Raw genomic sequence first — 13,853 nt, 5'->3', positions numbered from 1 at the left:
TTGCAAAGCCTTAATCTCTGCTCCAAAACATTAGATTTGTATTGCTGAATAGCCTGCCTATGAAATACCATATTTCGAAGCCTTCGCCGTGGCTGTCAAAGTTTGTGAAGCACTACTGGAGCATTGACAATTGCATTCCTGCCGGTCAGGAACATACCCAGCGAATAGTTCCCCACGGACTGTTGGAGCTTACGTTTTACCTGGGCGATAAACCCGTATCAAAAACCCCGGGCAAATCGTTTAGCGAAAGCACCTTGATCACAGGCCAGTTAAGCGAATTTTACGACATTCAGATTGCAGGAAAACTGTCCTTGTTCTCCATCCTTTTTTATCCGCATGGTTTGTCAAGGTTCACAGATCTTCCACTTTCGGAGTTGTCCAATCAAAATGTTCCGTTAAAATTTATATTCAAAGAGGAGACCGATGAATTGGAGTCGCGTTTATACGAAGCCGCTTCGTTTGCCGAAAGAATAGCGATTGCTGAGCGCCATCTGCTCCGTATTTTGCAAAAGAACAAGGGCAACAATTATTTCAACCGGATAGAAGAAAGTGTTCAACAAATCAACCAGTCGAAAGGGCTTGCCAGTATCGACTTTCTGGCATCGGAAGCCTGTTACAGCCGAAAACAATTTGAAAGAGCTTTTTCGCACAGCATCGGAACTTCGCCCAAACAATTTTTGAAGATTGTACGCTTTCAAAATGCCCTGGCTGAAAAGGCAAAAAACAAGGTACAAAACCTCACGGAGCTTACTTTCAAATGCGGTTATTACGACCAGTCGCACATGACAAACGATTTTCAGAAGCTCTCCGGCATGTCGCCCAAACAGTATTTCAACGAGGGCGAGGCATACTCCGACTACTTTCAGTAAGCCCCGGGATTGATTTAAGTAAACATATACAATTGATAACGTCCTAAACAAAACCAGTAAAACCCTTCTTGCCAAACTTCGAAACCCTCAAAACCACTGGAATAACTTCCACATTCTGAATATTAATTAATATATTTGATAGCATTCTAAACCATTTAACCTGATACAATGAATTCACTTACAAGAAGAAATTTCATTCGGTCGACTTCTGCTGTGGTTGCCGGAACAGCGATCATCCCCCACCTTCTGAGTTGCTCTCCTTCCAAAAAATTAAACATTGCCATTGTGGGTGTTGGCGGCCGCGGAGAAGCCCAGTGGAGCTCCTGTCTCGATGAAAACGGGCAAGCCGTGCACAATGTGGTTGCCATGTGCGATGTAGATGATCAGCGAGCAGCAAAAGGCTTTAACACTTTCCCGAATGCGCGTAAATTCAAGGACTTCCGGAAAATGCTGGATGAAATGAGCAACGAGATCGATGCGGTGATGATCTCCACACCCGACCATACGCATTTCCCGGCAGCGGTGGCGGCCATGCAACTCGGGAAACACGTGTATGTTGAAAAGCCGCTTGCGCACAACGTGTGGCAGCTAAGAACCCTGAAAAAGGCAGCTCATCATTACAATGTAATCACCCAAATGGGAAACCAGGGACATACCACCGATGGAATCCGCCGTGTAAAAGAATGGGTGGATGCCGGCGTTCTGGGACAGGTAAAGGAAGTAATTGCCTGGTTTGACGGCCCTGAGTTTGGCCCCGACAAATATTTTAACAAAGCAGATAATTATCCGCCACAGGCACAGGCCATCCCTGAATCTCTTGATTGGGATTTGTGGCTTGGCCCGGCTGCCAAAAGACCTTACAACAGTGTGTATGCTCCGAAAACCTGGCGCGGCTTTTACGATTTCGGCAACGGCGAACTGGGCGACTGGGCCTGCCATACACTCGACGCACCTTTCTGGTCGCTCAACCTGGGAATGCCCCACACCACCGAAGCACTTTTTCACTCGGGTGCTCCCGAAGGATTTTTACCCGATCAGTCAATCATAAAATTTGAATTTCCGGAGCGTGGCAACCAGCCGCCCGTTACCTTAATGTGGTACGAAGGGGGTTTGAAACCCGAAAACCGGCCCGAATGGAAAATACCGGAATTACCCGGATCGGGAATGATTATGGTAGGTGAAAAGCAAAACATTATTACCGGCGGACGCCCCAACAACGCTCAGCTGATGATGTCGAAAGCTGAATGGGACAACTGGGTGGAAAAAGAAATGCCAGAAGCAAGTATTCCCCGGATTGAAGGAGGCCCGCAGCAGGAATTCTTCCGCGCACTTACAGGAGACGGCCCGCTACCGGGCTCGAATTTTGATTATGCCGCCGACTTAACCGAAATGGCCCTGCTGGGCGTTTTGGCCCAACGTTTTAACACCCGGGTTGAATACGATGCCCAAAATATGAAAGTCACCAATAACGAGGCCTTAAACAATTACATAAAGGAACCGGTTCGTGATGGCTGGCAATACGGGGAAGAACTTTAGTTTTCCCTGTTTGAAAAAACTACAACAAGGGTGTTCCAGAGTTCTTTCGGGACACCCTGTTACAATTCCCTTGCTTTTGACATAGCCAGGTCGAAACTCGGAAGAATCATTCCTTCGCCCAGCAATCCGGTAACCTCATGTTTTTCCAGCTCTTTTAACACCTCGGGGCGAACACCCGAAAGGATAACCCTTGTGTGCCCGTGTTTTAGTTCCGATACCACCGCCTTGAGGTTATGAATACCCGTTGCGTCGATAAAAGGAACGTGGCGCATACGGATGATCAGCACCCGCGACCTGGACCCAATCGATTTCAGAATGGAACAATATTGTTTGGCCGATGCAAAAAAGAAAGGCCCGCTAATTTCGTAAATTGCCACACCTTCAGGCAGCGATGCATAATTTTCCAGCACATCGCTGTCTACTTCCATGGTGGCATTTTTCCCCGAATCGGCCATGCGTTTCATAAACAACAGCGAAGATAGTACCACTCCGATCTGGATGGCGTATGTTAGATCAACCAAAACCGTCAGGAAGAAAGTAACCAACAATACAAGAATGTCAAAACCCGATCCTTTCAGAATGGAAATAAACGAACGCCATTCGCTCATGTTATAGGCTACCACAATCAGAATACCTGCGAGGCACGACATCGGGATCAGCTTTGCCCACTTCCCTACAAACAACATAATCAGCAATAAAGTGATGGCGTGAATAATTCCTGCCAGAGGCGTCCGTCCGCCGTTTTTTACGTTGGTGGCTGTACGGGCAATCGCTCCGGTAGCCGGAATTCCGCCAAACAAAGGAGTTACCACATTGGCTACCCCTTGTGCAATCAGCTCCGTGTTCGAACGGTGGTTTCCGCCAATCATCCCATCGGCCACAACAGCCGATAGCAGCGACTCGATACCGCCCAGCAAAGCAATGGTAAGTGCGGGTGCCAGGTAAGCGCCCAACTGGCTCCATTCGATGGAAGGAAACGCCAGCTCTATTTTATTGGGAATCTCTCCAAACACTGTTTCAATGGTAGTTACCGGCACATCCAGCACTTGTACGAGCGCGGTTATTACCAAAATAGCCACAAACGAACCCGGAATTTTGCTGGTTACTTTTTTGAAGAACACAGTGATCAGTATCGTAACAACGGTAATACCAAGCGCCCAGTAATTCATGCTTCCCAAACCGGAAAAATAGGCTCCCCATTTCGGGATAAAAGCCGAAGGAAGTTCTGCAATCGTTAAGCCCAGTGCATCTTTTATCTGGGTAGAGAAAATCACCAGGGCAATACCGCTGGTAAAGCCAACAATTAAGGGATGCGGAATAAATTTCAGCAAGGATCCCAGCCTCAGCAGGCCAAACAAAATCAGGATGACACCGGCCATCATCGTGGAAATAAGCAAACCATTAAAACCATAGGTTTGCAGAATTCCGAGTACAATAACAATAAAAGCACCGGTAGGCCCGCCAATCTGCACGCGGCTTCCACCAAGTACCGAAATAATTAAACCTGCCACTACCGCCGTCACCAGGCCTTTTTCGGGCGAAACACCCGAAGCCACTGCAAAAGCGATGGCCAGCGGCAAAGCCACAATTCCTACTATAATTCCTGCAAAAAGGTCTTTGGTAAACTGTTGTTTCGTGTATCCCTGTTTTAATACACTAAAAAATTTGGGTTGAAATAAATGTGCCATGAACGACCAGATCTAAAAATTAAGCCGCAAAGGTATGGACAATCCTACGTCGTTGTCTGAAAGTCCGCCAATATTTTTATTCCGGCGGCATTTGTTAATTAATCTGCACCAATGTCATTTATTAACGACGCTCTTTTTTGTACTACTCAACTTTGCCGGCTAACGGCTGTTATACTCCTTTAAATTATCACCCTTTTGAAAATGAACACGAAAACAAAAGCAGCGCCTGCTCCGGGTTACGATGAAATGATGCTCAGCCGGATCATTGATTTTCTGAATGAAATAGGCATAAAAGTAAAGGAAACCGTTTTGAAGGATGATTGCTTTCTGCCGGGTTTGTTCCCCAAATAAAGCGGGATACTTCTCGACAAAACCCGGCTGAAGTATCCGGGCGATCTGCTGCACGAAGCCGGCCATGTTGCGGTTACGGAAGCTCATTTACGCCCCCTGATCGGCACCTCGGAAATGCCTGAGCAATGGCCCAAACCAGGCGACGAACTGGGAGCCATTCTTTGGTCGTATGCAGCACTGCTTCATTTGGAAATACCTGCCCGGGTTGTATTTCATCCCGATGGGTACAAAGGCGATGCCGACTGGCTGATCGAACAATTTGAAAACAAAAACTACATTGGCTTACCGCTTTTAACCTGGATGGGCTTTTGCAAAAATGATGAGAATCAACCAGGTGCTACCACTTTCCCCAAACTGGAAAAATGGCTTCGCTAGTTCGCTTAAATTTCTTCTTCTTTTCAGCGTCTCCCCTACCTTAATTAACAAAAGATTACTATTTTTAAAAGCGTATTAAAACACTCAACTACTCTGAACAACCGGTTTATTCGAAAAATTAATAATTCAAAAAAATCAACCAACGAACATGGACCCATTAAAATTAACAACCAAAGATTACTTCAAATCGTTAAAGATTATCCATTTTGCATTAACCCTGGGCGTACTCTTTTTTACAATCATCTCCACCGTATTAATGGAGATTGGATTCGAATCGCTTGCCACCGACGAGATGAACAAAGCATTTCTGTTTGCAATTCCGGTTTTTGCCCTGGCAGGTATTTTTGGAAGTAATTTTCTGTTCAACTCAAGACTTAAGGTTTGCAAAAGACAAACCAACCTCAAAAAGAAACTGGACGAGTACCGTTCGGCTCTTGTTGTTAAATTCGCGTTGATTGAAGGACCTTCCTTTTTAACGGTTATTGCTTATCTTCTATCCGGAAACGTCCTATTCCTCGGGCTTATTCTTGTCCTGCTGACAATTATGATAAGCTACAGACCCACAAAAGAAAAAGCCATCAACGATCTGGAGTTGGATTACAACGCCCGGCAAATGGTTGAAAATCCGGATGCAGTGATTGAGTAAAATAGGTTTTTCGGTCTTTAAACAGTCCAGGATCGAAATGAAACAATACACTTATACTTTCCCAATACTACAACAATGAAAACAATAAGCAGAATTCTTATCGCATTCATTTTCTTCGCCTCCTGCAAGAAAGAAGAGCTTCCAGCTGAGATCTCAGATTCAGTTGTTAAAAAGAAATTCACCGCATCATCCTCCTATGCGGAACCCATGGAATTTCCCGACATCTCGGAATACTATAACGCAGACAACTTCATTGCCAAAAGAGAACTTATTTTCCCCTCAGGTGAAATCAGAACAGAGATTTATACCTACAACGATCAGCTGCAACTTGTTACTTATAAAGGAAACGGATCGTATGTGGAATACGAGTATGAAAACAACTTCCTTAAAAAGAAAGTAACCCGTGACGATCAGCTGGGGTCGTTGCAAAATTACAAGGAATATGAATACTCCGGTTCAAAGCTTGTAAAAACCGGGTATTTCAACAGAGACAGTTTTCAGGTGAGTAACTCTCTTTATTATTATTCCGAAAATACGCTCGACAGCACCTATATTTACTTTCGGGCCAACACCGACAGTATCGAAGGAAAAAAGATTTACCAATACGATTCTAACGGTCATTTAACAAGGGAATATGCCTGGAAATGGTCACATGACGACCAGAACTTTTACCTCGTATCCACGCGTTTCTCCGAATACCAGGATAATAAATTGATCCGAAAGGAAATAAGAACAGAGGGAAATGAACTATTTGGGTTCATTGATAAGTTCTATTACAGCGAAGATGGAAGACTCATAAAAAATGAGGTTTATTATGAAGACATTATGCTGGGATATTACGACATCACTTACACTACAAAAAATACGGAGCACAATATTCCCGAGATTTGAAAATCAAATCAATTGATTTGTTCCGATTGATTCATTTTGCTGCAATTTACATATTAACCAGATGAAGCTTCGCGTTTGGCCACCTGTTGTAAAATGCCACAGATACAGGCTTCAAACTGTGATTTCTCAAAATATATGCTTATGTTGCATCGAATAAAAAGACCTGATGATCCGAAATAACGAATTAAACTTCCTGAGTTTTAATGAATCCTCTTCGCCCGTTGAGTTATCCGCCTCCATCCGTTTTCTGATTCGGGCCATTCGTTTTCTGAAGCCGGGCAAGATGGCTTACAAACTCGATTTCTATGAACGCTTTCTGAATTATTTACGCATAATCGGTTTGGCTTCGCTTTCTCAGAATCAGTCGGTTTTGGATGATTTAAATGCAGAAAATGAATCTACCAACCATTCTTTTGCCCGCTTTCTCATCCATCTGGGCCTTGTTGAAAAACAGGACAGCCAATGGAAAGTAAAGGCTGAATACAGCAGTCTGGCTAAAAATCAGCTCCTTGCCTTGTTGGAAAAAAGTGAAAAGCCCGCGAGCACAAAATTATCAGAAGCGGAGCGGCAGCTGGTAGATGATTTTCTGCACATACGCGACCTGGTAAAAAAATACCGCCAGCCTGAAACCTCGTTTAAGCACATCCGAAAACACCGCAAAACCTGGGAAAGACTCGTTCAGTCGAATCAACTGGATTACGAAATACGGCTAAGCGAGACTTTGTTTCATCTCTGGAAGTTTCGGTCAGGCAGCAAAATCCGCAGTCCTTTCGACGAAGCTTATTATACCGAATCAGGCCGCAGCGCCTTTCGCAATTTTACCCGCCCCCTGTTTCAAAAATACATCAGCCAACTTGCTTCAAACCTGCAACACCACCCCACAGTATTCGATCTGGGTTGCGGTTATGGCAATTACGTGGAACTGGTTCGCGAAACCTTTCCCGGTTCGCAGCTTACCGGTGTTGAAATTAACCCGGAAGTTTACCACGCAACCCGTGAAAAATTTTCAACCGACGCCAATGTGGAGATAATCAATACCGACTTTTTTGAACTGAACGCCACCAAACAATACGATTTTGTGCTGATGAACTATGTGCTGTTCTATTTCAGTCAGGAAGATCAGAAAGCGGTTCTGAGAAAAGCGGCATCGTTGCTTAACCCGGGAGGTTCCATCGTGCTCTGCCAGTATTTCTCAGGAATTGAAAATCTAAAAGAACAACTGGCGGAAAGACAAAAGGAATTCACGCTTTTCAAAAAGATAGTGATGTATTACAGCGACAAAATACTGTATGCCAACACACTTTGGAACGACAGTGTGGATACCTTTGCTTCGGCCGTAAAATGGGACCACTTTCGGCAAAACCTGCGCGAGTCGGGCCTGTACATCGAAAGCACAACCAATGCCGATCCGTACTATTATTCGCTGTTTGTGGAAATCAAAAAGCTATCCTAAAAGTTGTGGCTACCAATTACTATTGTCCGGTTAAAATAATCATAAATGAAGAGATTGCTTCACTTCGTTCGCAATGACGATGCATTCATACTGTTAGCTTTGCGGGAGGGGTTGGTTGGCGGCACCGCCAACCAACCCCTCCCGTGTAATAAAACCTTTTATTGTAAGTCATTGCGAGCATCGCGAAGCAATCTTGAAAATTTGCCGGACACTAATGGCTATCAAGCAAACTTATCACTTTGAACAGCATCTTTGGCCGCACGGTATTCACGGATCAGTTTTTCCATGATCATACGTACCGGAAGTATCTCTGTCAACTGTGCCGACACCTGCCCTATTTCGAGTTCACCGTCATCCAGGTCGCCTTCAAACATGCCTTTTTTTGCACGTCCGCGCCCCAATAATTCCTTTAAGTCTTCGGTTGATGTTCCGGCTTTTTCGGCCTCATCCACCTGCATAAAAAAGCTGTTTTTGATCAATCGCACAGGAGCCAGTTTTTTAAGTGCCAGCTTTGTGCCTCCCTCCGACAGGGCGATGACCAGCTTCTTAAAATCGGGATGTGCCGACGACTCTTCCGCCACGGCAAAGGCCGATCCGATCTGCACTCCATCGGCTCCCAACACCATGGCGGCCAGCATGGCTTCGCCCGAGCCAATACCACCGGCAGCCATCAGGGGTAAACCGGTCACTTTCCGTACCGACGGGATCAACGACAAGGTGGTGGTTTCTTCCCGTCCGTTGTGCCCTCCGGCTTCAAATCCTTCGGCAACAATGGCGTCCACACCGGCTTCTTCGCATTTCTGCGCAAAATAGGAGCTCGAAACCACATGCACCACTTTAATACCCCGCTCTTTTAACCAGCCCGTCCATTTTTTAGGACTACCGGCTGAAGTAAACACCACCGGAACCTTGTGGCGGGCAATAATATCCATGACTTTCTCCTGCTCGGGGTACATCAGCGGAACATTCACGCCGTACGGTTTATCGGTGGCCTGTTTCATTTTCACAATGTGTTCTTCCAGCGTTTCCGGGTGCATTGAGCCCGCACCCAGCAATCCCAATCCGCCACTGTTACTGACTGCCGAAGCCAGTTTCCAGCCCGAACACCAAACCATTCCGCCCTGTATCAAGGGGTATTGAATGCCAAATAAATCACAGATTCTGTTCATCGTCGCAAAAGATTTATGCGAAGGAAACAATTATCCCGCACATTCGGGCTTTCGTTGATCCCGAAAAGCGGATTCTTCAATTTTCAGAAACATTTGAAAAAATTGATTATTGATTATTTAGGTTTAAAGGGACAAGCGCTAATAATTCGGGAACACGTTTCCTGGTGCTAAAACAGGGTTAGAAGGATCGGTGAATTTTATTCGCCGGATACTCTTAACGCGGTTAAAAACCGCACATTCCTGTTCCTGATCCATAGAGCCAGCCCCCGGACGGCGGCTTATTCGCTTCAACAGAGAACCTCCCCGTCAAGTTGTTTACTCTTTAGGAAACTGCGCAATTTGATAAAATACTGCGATCATATCTTTAGAAAACTGGATAATTTGATAAAGTATCGCGGTCGTATCTTTAGGAAACTGGATAATTTGATAAAGTATCGCGGTCGTATCTTTAGGAAACTGCGTAGTTTCATAAAATATCTCAGTCAATTCTTTAGGAAACTGCATAGTTTCATAAAAATTTGTGCTCAAATCTTTAGAAAACTGCGTAATCTGATAAAGTATCGTCACCTTATCTTTAGGAAATTACGTATTTTCATAAAGTATATTTCGCTTGTAATATGCCTTTTGTCTCGCGGCATTCTTCTATGTCGGTTTTAACGCAAGCGCCAACGCCTGGGCGGGTGGATGAACTTTAGAAAATAGGCTTAGAACAAGTGCGGCCATTAAAGCAGTACTTTCTCCATGCCCTTTGCCCTATGCAATTTAGCCATTTTACAATTTAGCAATCACTGTAACTTTGTGTTGCGGTGTTGCTGGTCAACTGTTTTTTGCTTTTCTGCGCCGCAGGAATCTGAAAATTTTATGCAGGACGAGAAAAAATGATGCAGAAATTCAAAAAAAGGCCGCAGAAAACCAAAATTCCCAGGCAGGGCGAGTAACGAAAAGTATTAAGGTTGACTATTCACGAGGAATTATTTGATAAAATTACCTGCTCGCGCCATTGGACAACCGGGGAGTAAATCTGTTGCATCAGAATTTATCGCTACAGATAGGGTCAAACTTGCACCGGAGTACCTCGTTAAAAATACAACATCCCTGCTTGTCTTCTTCTGAATACCGGCTACCCAATACTCAGTACTCTTTACTCAGTTCTGAGTACTCAACACTGAGCAGCCAATATATTTATGCGTCCACTTTTTCAGCAAAGGCAAGGATGTACCCGTTTATGTCTTTTACATAAAACTCCTGCATGCCGTACCATGCTGTTTTTAGTTCGGTCATCTGCAAGGCTTTTCCTTTCAGTTTTTCGTACAATTCAGCCACTCCTTCCACTTCCATGTAAAACGAAACGCTTGCCCCAATGCGCGGTTCAGTCGAAAGAACCACATCGGTTTTAAACGAATCGGAACGTTGAAACATCAGTTCTACCTGGTCTTTTTGCAAGAGTGCATAAACATATTCTTTTCCGTCGGCCAATGCCTGTTCCACACCGTCCATGCTTTCGGGAACTGCCATTACCAGATCAAAACCAAAATTATCGCGATAAAAATCAACGGTTTGTTTAATGTTCACTACTTCGAGGTTGGGCGTAAGTTTTCCTGCTTTCATTTTTTATATTCTAAAATTTGTGAGGTAAAATTAGTCCTGCCTTCTGGTTGATAATTGTAAAAATCGGTCGTTTTTATTCTGGTAGAGTTTTCGCGGTGTTGTTCCGGTGTATTTCTTTACATCTTTGATAAAATGCGCCTGGTCGAAATAACCTTTTTGAGGAAAGAAATTTCCTTTTGCAATGTCTTTATACGAAGATTTACACCTGACTATTTTTAAAAATTCCTTTAAGGGAAAGCCAAACTGCTGATTGAAATAACGATTGATTTGCCTGCTGCTCCAGTACACATTTTCAGAAAGTTCCTTTACAGAGCCGGGGGTATCGCTGTAGATAAGTTCAAAAAGCTTTAGTTTCCTAGAGTCTATCTCTCCCAGGTGTTTGATCGAATTTGTAAGCTGGTTTGAAATACCCGCAACAAAATTTTCGAACGCATGACTTTGGTAGTGACTGACGTTCCAAAAATCGGGTGACAGTTGCTTTGTTTCATCCAGAATTGATTTTATTTCGTGCTGAAAGAGGTATTCGGCGGCCAATAGTTTAAACCGGATGGCAAACAAGGTGGTGGTTGCGGGCAGGGTTACATTTGCCGGCTTTGTCCAAACACCTGTAAGCCGCAAAGCGACAAACGTTGTTCCCCGGTATTCGGCGATTAAATCAAAATAGCCATCGGGCAAAATCGTGTGCACGGTTTCGGCTTCCGGATTTCCATATTCCCAAAAGCACTTAATAAAGTTCCTTAAAAATCCGCTTGGTTTTATCTCCCGGTATCTCATGCACGTTTACGTTTTCATGAAGTTCAGTAACCCTGTCGTCACTTCAGCTTTTGCAATAACAATAATACTGCGGGAGCTTCATTTTTCCAAATAGAAGCTGACTTCAGTTTACTCATTGAAACAAAGCGATGCGTACAAAAGAGCATACTCTTTGTGCTAAGACAAAGAGTAAAATCCGGCTGATAAGCCAATGATCAGTTAAAATGAAAGATCCGATCCGTTTTCGTTTCAACTCATACGGATCGGATCCCTCTATTTTACAGATAATCGAAAAAGTACTGGCTTACCTTTTCCATCAGGTGTACCCGGTCTTTTCCGCGCACATTGTGCGGATGAATGGGATAGGCAAAAAAGTCGACCGGCTTGTTTTGCTTCACACACTCGCGTAAAAATTTCATGCTGTGCTGCATCACCACGGTTGCATCCTGTGCACCGTGAATCAGCATCAGTTTTCCCTGCAAATTTGTTACATGGTTTTCCATGTTGGTCTCTTTGTACCCTTCGGGATTCTCCTGCGGCATGTCCATGTAACGCTCGCCGTACATTATTTCATACATGCTCCAATCCACAACAGGACCACCGGCCACACCTACATTAAACACTTCGGGGTGACGCATCATCAGGTTCAGTGTCATAAAACCGCCATAGCTCCAGCCATGAACCCCCATCCGGTCAGCGTCCACATATGGCAGGCTTTTCAGGTATTTCACTCCCTGCATTTGGTCTTCAGTCTCCAGGATGCCCAGCTGACGGTGAATCGCCGTTTCAAAAGCCCGCCCACGGTTGTTGGTGCCGCGGTTGTCCAGAGTAAAAGCAATGTAGCCCTGCGATGCCATGTAATACTGCCACCAGCGGGTTTGGTACTGCCAGCTTTTGTCCACCATTTGCGAATGCGGCCCGCCGTAAACATACACCACCACCGGGTATTTTTTGGCAGGATCAAAATTCGGAGGAAGAATCAAACGCCCGAACAAATCATATTTTCCGTCGGCCGTTTTTAGCGTAACCAGTTTTGTTTCACCCAGGTCGTAATCGGCTAAAGGGTTGCCCGCTTCAAAAATATTCTGCTGAACTTTCCCATTGGCCGACAACAAGTCAACTTTTCGTGGCACCTCCACTCCGTTCCAGTTATCAAGCACGTAGGAAGCACCGGGGCTTAACACCGCCCTGTGCATCCCCTCGCCCACCGAAAGCCGGGTACTTTTACCGCTCTTCACATCAATCCTGTAAATATGATTTTCGATGGGGCTGTCCAGCGTTCCTTCCACAAAAAGGCTTTTCTCTTTCGGATCAAAACCAATCAATCGGGTAACTTCCCATTCGCCCTTTGTAATTTGCTGCACCAACTTTCCTTCGGTGTTGTATTTATACACGTGAAACCAGCCATCCTGCCGGCTCAGGTAGTAAAACTCCGCCGGGTTTACTTTTGAAAACTCTATCGGGAACAAAGGTTCTACATAGGTATCGCCTGTTTCTTCGAACAAGGTTTTTACTTTATCACCAGTAGCAGCGTCGTAGCAATTCAGCTGCATATGCTTTTGCTCCCGGTTGAGCTCGGCCATGTAAATATTTTTCTCATCGGGCGACCAGGCAACGTTGGTCAGAAAATGATCGAGCGGTTCTCCCGTTTTCAGAAAAGTAGTGGTACCGGATTGAATGTTGTAAACCCCCAACGTAACATGGTGACTTGCCAGTCCGGCCATTGGGTATTTTACCGGTGTATAGGCGGCTTCGCGGGCCATATAATCCACCAGCGGGTAATCGCTTACCATGCTTTCGTCTTTGCGGTAGAAAGCGATAAAATTTCCCTTGGGCGAAATAAAAATACCGTTGGAAATTCCGAATTCATTGCGGTGAACGCTTTGGCCATTTAAAATGCCATTGCCACCATCGCGGGTAATTTGTTTTACGGTGCCGTCGCTCAGAGCCACATACAAATCATCGCCCTGCGTAAAAGCCACCCATTTCCCTTCTTCCGAAAAAACAGCGTTTTGCGCTTCTTCCGGGAGTTCGATGGAATATATCAGTGATTTTTCATTTGCATTTACCACGAAATAAGTACCGGAAGCCTGTACCAGCAAAGAGCCGTCTTTCAACCAATTGAAAGCAGGAAAATAACGCAACGAAGCATTGGTGATTTCTTGCAGTTCATTCGTCGTAAGCAGGCATTTTTCCTGGCCTGTTTTTGCATGGATGACCACCAGCGAATCGCTTTTTATCCGGGTGTAGTTTTCATCATCCTGCCACGAAAGTCCCCTGACCGATGCCGGGTTTAAATGAGTATAACGCCCCATTATGGCATCTTCGAGGCTCATTTGTTTGGTTTGGGCAACTACCGATAATTGTGCAAACAATAGAAATAAAAATACAATCCGATACATTTTCTGTGTTTTAATTTGGGCGACGAATGTACTAAAAGTTACGGACAGGGGCGATGAGAAATGGCAGGGATTCTGTTGTCCAACAACCACTGAACAAATCCCTGCCTTGAGA

Annotated in this window: 12 protein-coding genes; 7 read left to right on the top strand and 5 right to left on the bottom strand. The window is 44.8% G+C overall.

The window, feature by feature from the left end:
- The first annotated feature begins 59 nt into the window (after window positions 1–59).
- The gene (locus D1614_RS01530; protein WP_119436110.1) at window positions 60–869 is read left to right on the top strand and encodes a helix-turn-helix domain-containing protein; all 810 of its coding nucleotides are present in this window, start codon (window positions 60–62) and stop codon (window positions 867–869) included.
- 168 nt (window positions 870–1,037) lie between these two features.
- On the top strand, window positions 1,038–2,405 hold the full coding sequence (locus tag D1614_RS01525) for a Gfo/Idh/MocA family protein (RefSeq protein ID WP_119436109.1): 1,368 nt from the start codon (window positions 1,038–1,040) through the stop codon (window positions 2,403–2,405).
- Window positions 2,406–2,464: 59 nt separating this feature from the next.
- Here D1614_RS01525 and D1614_RS01520 read toward each other — a convergent pair whose 3' ends face one another.
- Complete coding sequence (locus tag D1614_RS01520) at window positions 2,465–4,093, bottom strand: SulP family inorganic anion transporter (RefSeq protein WP_119436108.1); 1,629 nt, start codon at window positions 4,091–4,093, stop codon at window positions 2,465–2,467.
- 201 nt (window positions 4,094–4,294) lie between these two features.
- On the opposite strand from D1614_RS01520, the gene D1614_RS26030 reads away from it, so the two are divergent.
- The 5 genes from D1614_RS26030 to D1614_RS01500 all read left to right on the top strand — a co-directional run bounded on the left by D1614_RS26030 (window position 4,295) and on the right by D1614_RS01500 (window position 7,809).
- Window positions 4,295–4,444, top strand: coding sequence for a hypothetical protein (locus tag D1614_RS26030; protein ID WP_206609894.1), 150 nt, complete (start codon window positions 4,295–4,297; stop codon window positions 4,442–4,444).
- A 114-nt stretch (window positions 4,445–4,558) separates the two neighbouring features.
- The gene (locus D1614_RS26025; RefSeq protein WP_206609893.1) at window positions 4,559–4,819 is read left to right on the top strand and encodes a hypothetical protein; all 261 of its coding nucleotides are present in this window, start codon (window positions 4,559–4,561) and stop codon (window positions 4,817–4,819) included.
- Window positions 4,820–4,967: 148 nt separating this feature from the next.
- Window positions 4,968–5,465, top strand: coding sequence for a hypothetical protein (locus D1614_RS01510; protein WP_119436107.1), 498 nt, complete (start codon window positions 4,968–4,970; stop codon window positions 5,463–5,465).
- A 75-nt stretch (window positions 5,466–5,540) separates the two neighbouring features.
- Window positions 5,541–6,356: a hypothetical protein gene (locus D1614_RS01505; RefSeq protein WP_119436106.1), complete on the top strand. Its 816-nt coding sequence runs from the start codon at window positions 5,541–5,543 to the stop codon at window positions 6,354–6,356.
- 166 nt (window positions 6,357–6,522) lie between these two features.
- The gene (locus D1614_RS01500) at window positions 6,523–7,809 is read left to right on the top strand and encodes a class I SAM-dependent methyltransferase (protein WP_119436105.1); all 1,287 of its coding nucleotides are present in this window, start codon (window positions 6,523–6,525) and stop codon (window positions 7,807–7,809) included.
- 221 nt (window positions 7,810–8,030) lie between these two features.
- Here D1614_RS01500 and D1614_RS01495 read toward each other — a convergent pair whose 3' ends face one another.
- The 4 genes from D1614_RS01495 to D1614_RS01470 form a co-directional block, all read right to left on the bottom strand.
- A complete protein-coding gene (locus D1614_RS01495) occupies window positions 8,031–8,978 on the bottom strand; it encodes an NAD(P)H-dependent flavin oxidoreductase (RefSeq protein WP_119436104.1) in 948 nt (315 codons plus the stop codon).
- Window positions 8,979–10,160: 1,182 nt separating this feature from the next.
- Window positions 10,161–10,586 (bottom strand): VOC family protein, encoded by a 426-nt coding sequence (locus tag D1614_RS01480; protein ID WP_119436101.1) that lies wholly within the window; start codon window positions 10,584–10,586, stop codon window positions 10,161–10,163.
- Window positions 10,587–10,616: 30 nt separating this feature from the next.
- Window positions 10,617–11,360 (bottom strand): helix-turn-helix domain-containing protein, encoded by a 744-nt coding sequence (locus D1614_RS01475; RefSeq protein ID WP_119436100.1) that lies wholly within the window; start codon window positions 11,358–11,360, stop codon window positions 10,617–10,619.
- A gap of 257 nt (window positions 11,361–11,617) precedes the next feature.
- The gene (locus D1614_RS01470; protein ID WP_119436099.1) at window positions 11,618–13,741 is read right to left on the bottom strand and encodes a S9 family peptidase; all 2,124 of its coding nucleotides are present in this window, start codon (window positions 13,739–13,741) and stop codon (window positions 11,618–11,620) included.
- Between the last annotated feature and the right edge of the window lie 112 nt (window positions 13,742–13,853).

Origin of the sequence: Maribellus luteus, from assembly GCF_003576475.1 — a bacterium.
Taxonomy (GTDB): domain Bacteria; phylum Bacteroidota; class Bacteroidia; order Bacteroidales; family Prolixibacteraceae; genus Draconibacterium; species Draconibacterium luteum.
The sequence above is the reverse complement of the archived record's forward strand: the minus strand, read 5'-3'. Positions and strand labels throughout refer to the sequence as shown.

Excerpts from the sequence above, each read along its gene's own strand:
- D1614_RS01530 (WP_119436110.1), top strand. The coding sequence starts at position 60 with ATGAAATACCATATTTCGAAGCCTTCGCCGTGGCTGTCAAAGTTTGTG.
- D1614_RS01525 (WP_119436109.1), top strand. The coding sequence starts at position 1,038 with ATGAATTCACTTACAAGAAGAAATTTCATTCGGTCGACTTCTGCTGTG.
- D1614_RS01520 (WP_119436108.1), bottom strand. The coding sequence starts at position 4,093 with ATGGCACATTTATTTCAACCCAAATTTTTTAGTGTATTAAAACAGGGA.
- D1614_RS26030 (WP_206609894.1), top strand. The coding sequence starts at position 4,295 with ATGAACACGAAAACAAAAGCAGCGCCTGCTCCGGGTTACGATGAAATG.
- D1614_RS26025 (WP_206609893.1), top strand. The coding sequence starts at position 4,559 with ATGCCTGAGCAATGGCCCAAACCAGGCGACGAACTGGGAGCCATTCTT.
- D1614_RS01510 (WP_119436107.1), top strand. The coding sequence starts at position 4,968 with ATGGACCCATTAAAATTAACAACCAAAGATTACTTCAAATCGTTAAAG.
- D1614_RS01505 (WP_119436106.1), top strand. The coding sequence starts at position 5,541 with ATGAAAACAATAAGCAGAATTCTTATCGCATTCATTTTCTTCGCCTCC.
- D1614_RS01500 (WP_119436105.1), top strand. The coding sequence starts at position 6,523 with ATGATCCGAAATAACGAATTAAACTTCCTGAGTTTTAATGAATCCTCT.
- D1614_RS01495 (WP_119436104.1), bottom strand. The coding sequence starts at position 8,978 with ATGAACAGAATCTGTGATTTATTTGGCATTCAATACCCCTTGATACAG.
- D1614_RS01480 (WP_119436101.1), bottom strand. The coding sequence starts at position 10,586 with ATGAAAGCAGGAAAACTTACGCCCAACCTCGAAGTAGTGAACATTAAA.
- D1614_RS01475 (WP_119436100.1), bottom strand. The coding sequence starts at position 11,360 with ATGAGATACCGGGAGATAAAACCAAGCGGATTTTTAAGGAACTTTATT.
- D1614_RS01470 (WP_119436099.1), bottom strand. The coding sequence starts at position 13,741 with ATGTATCGGATTGTATTTTTATTTCTATTGTTTGCACAATTATCGGTA.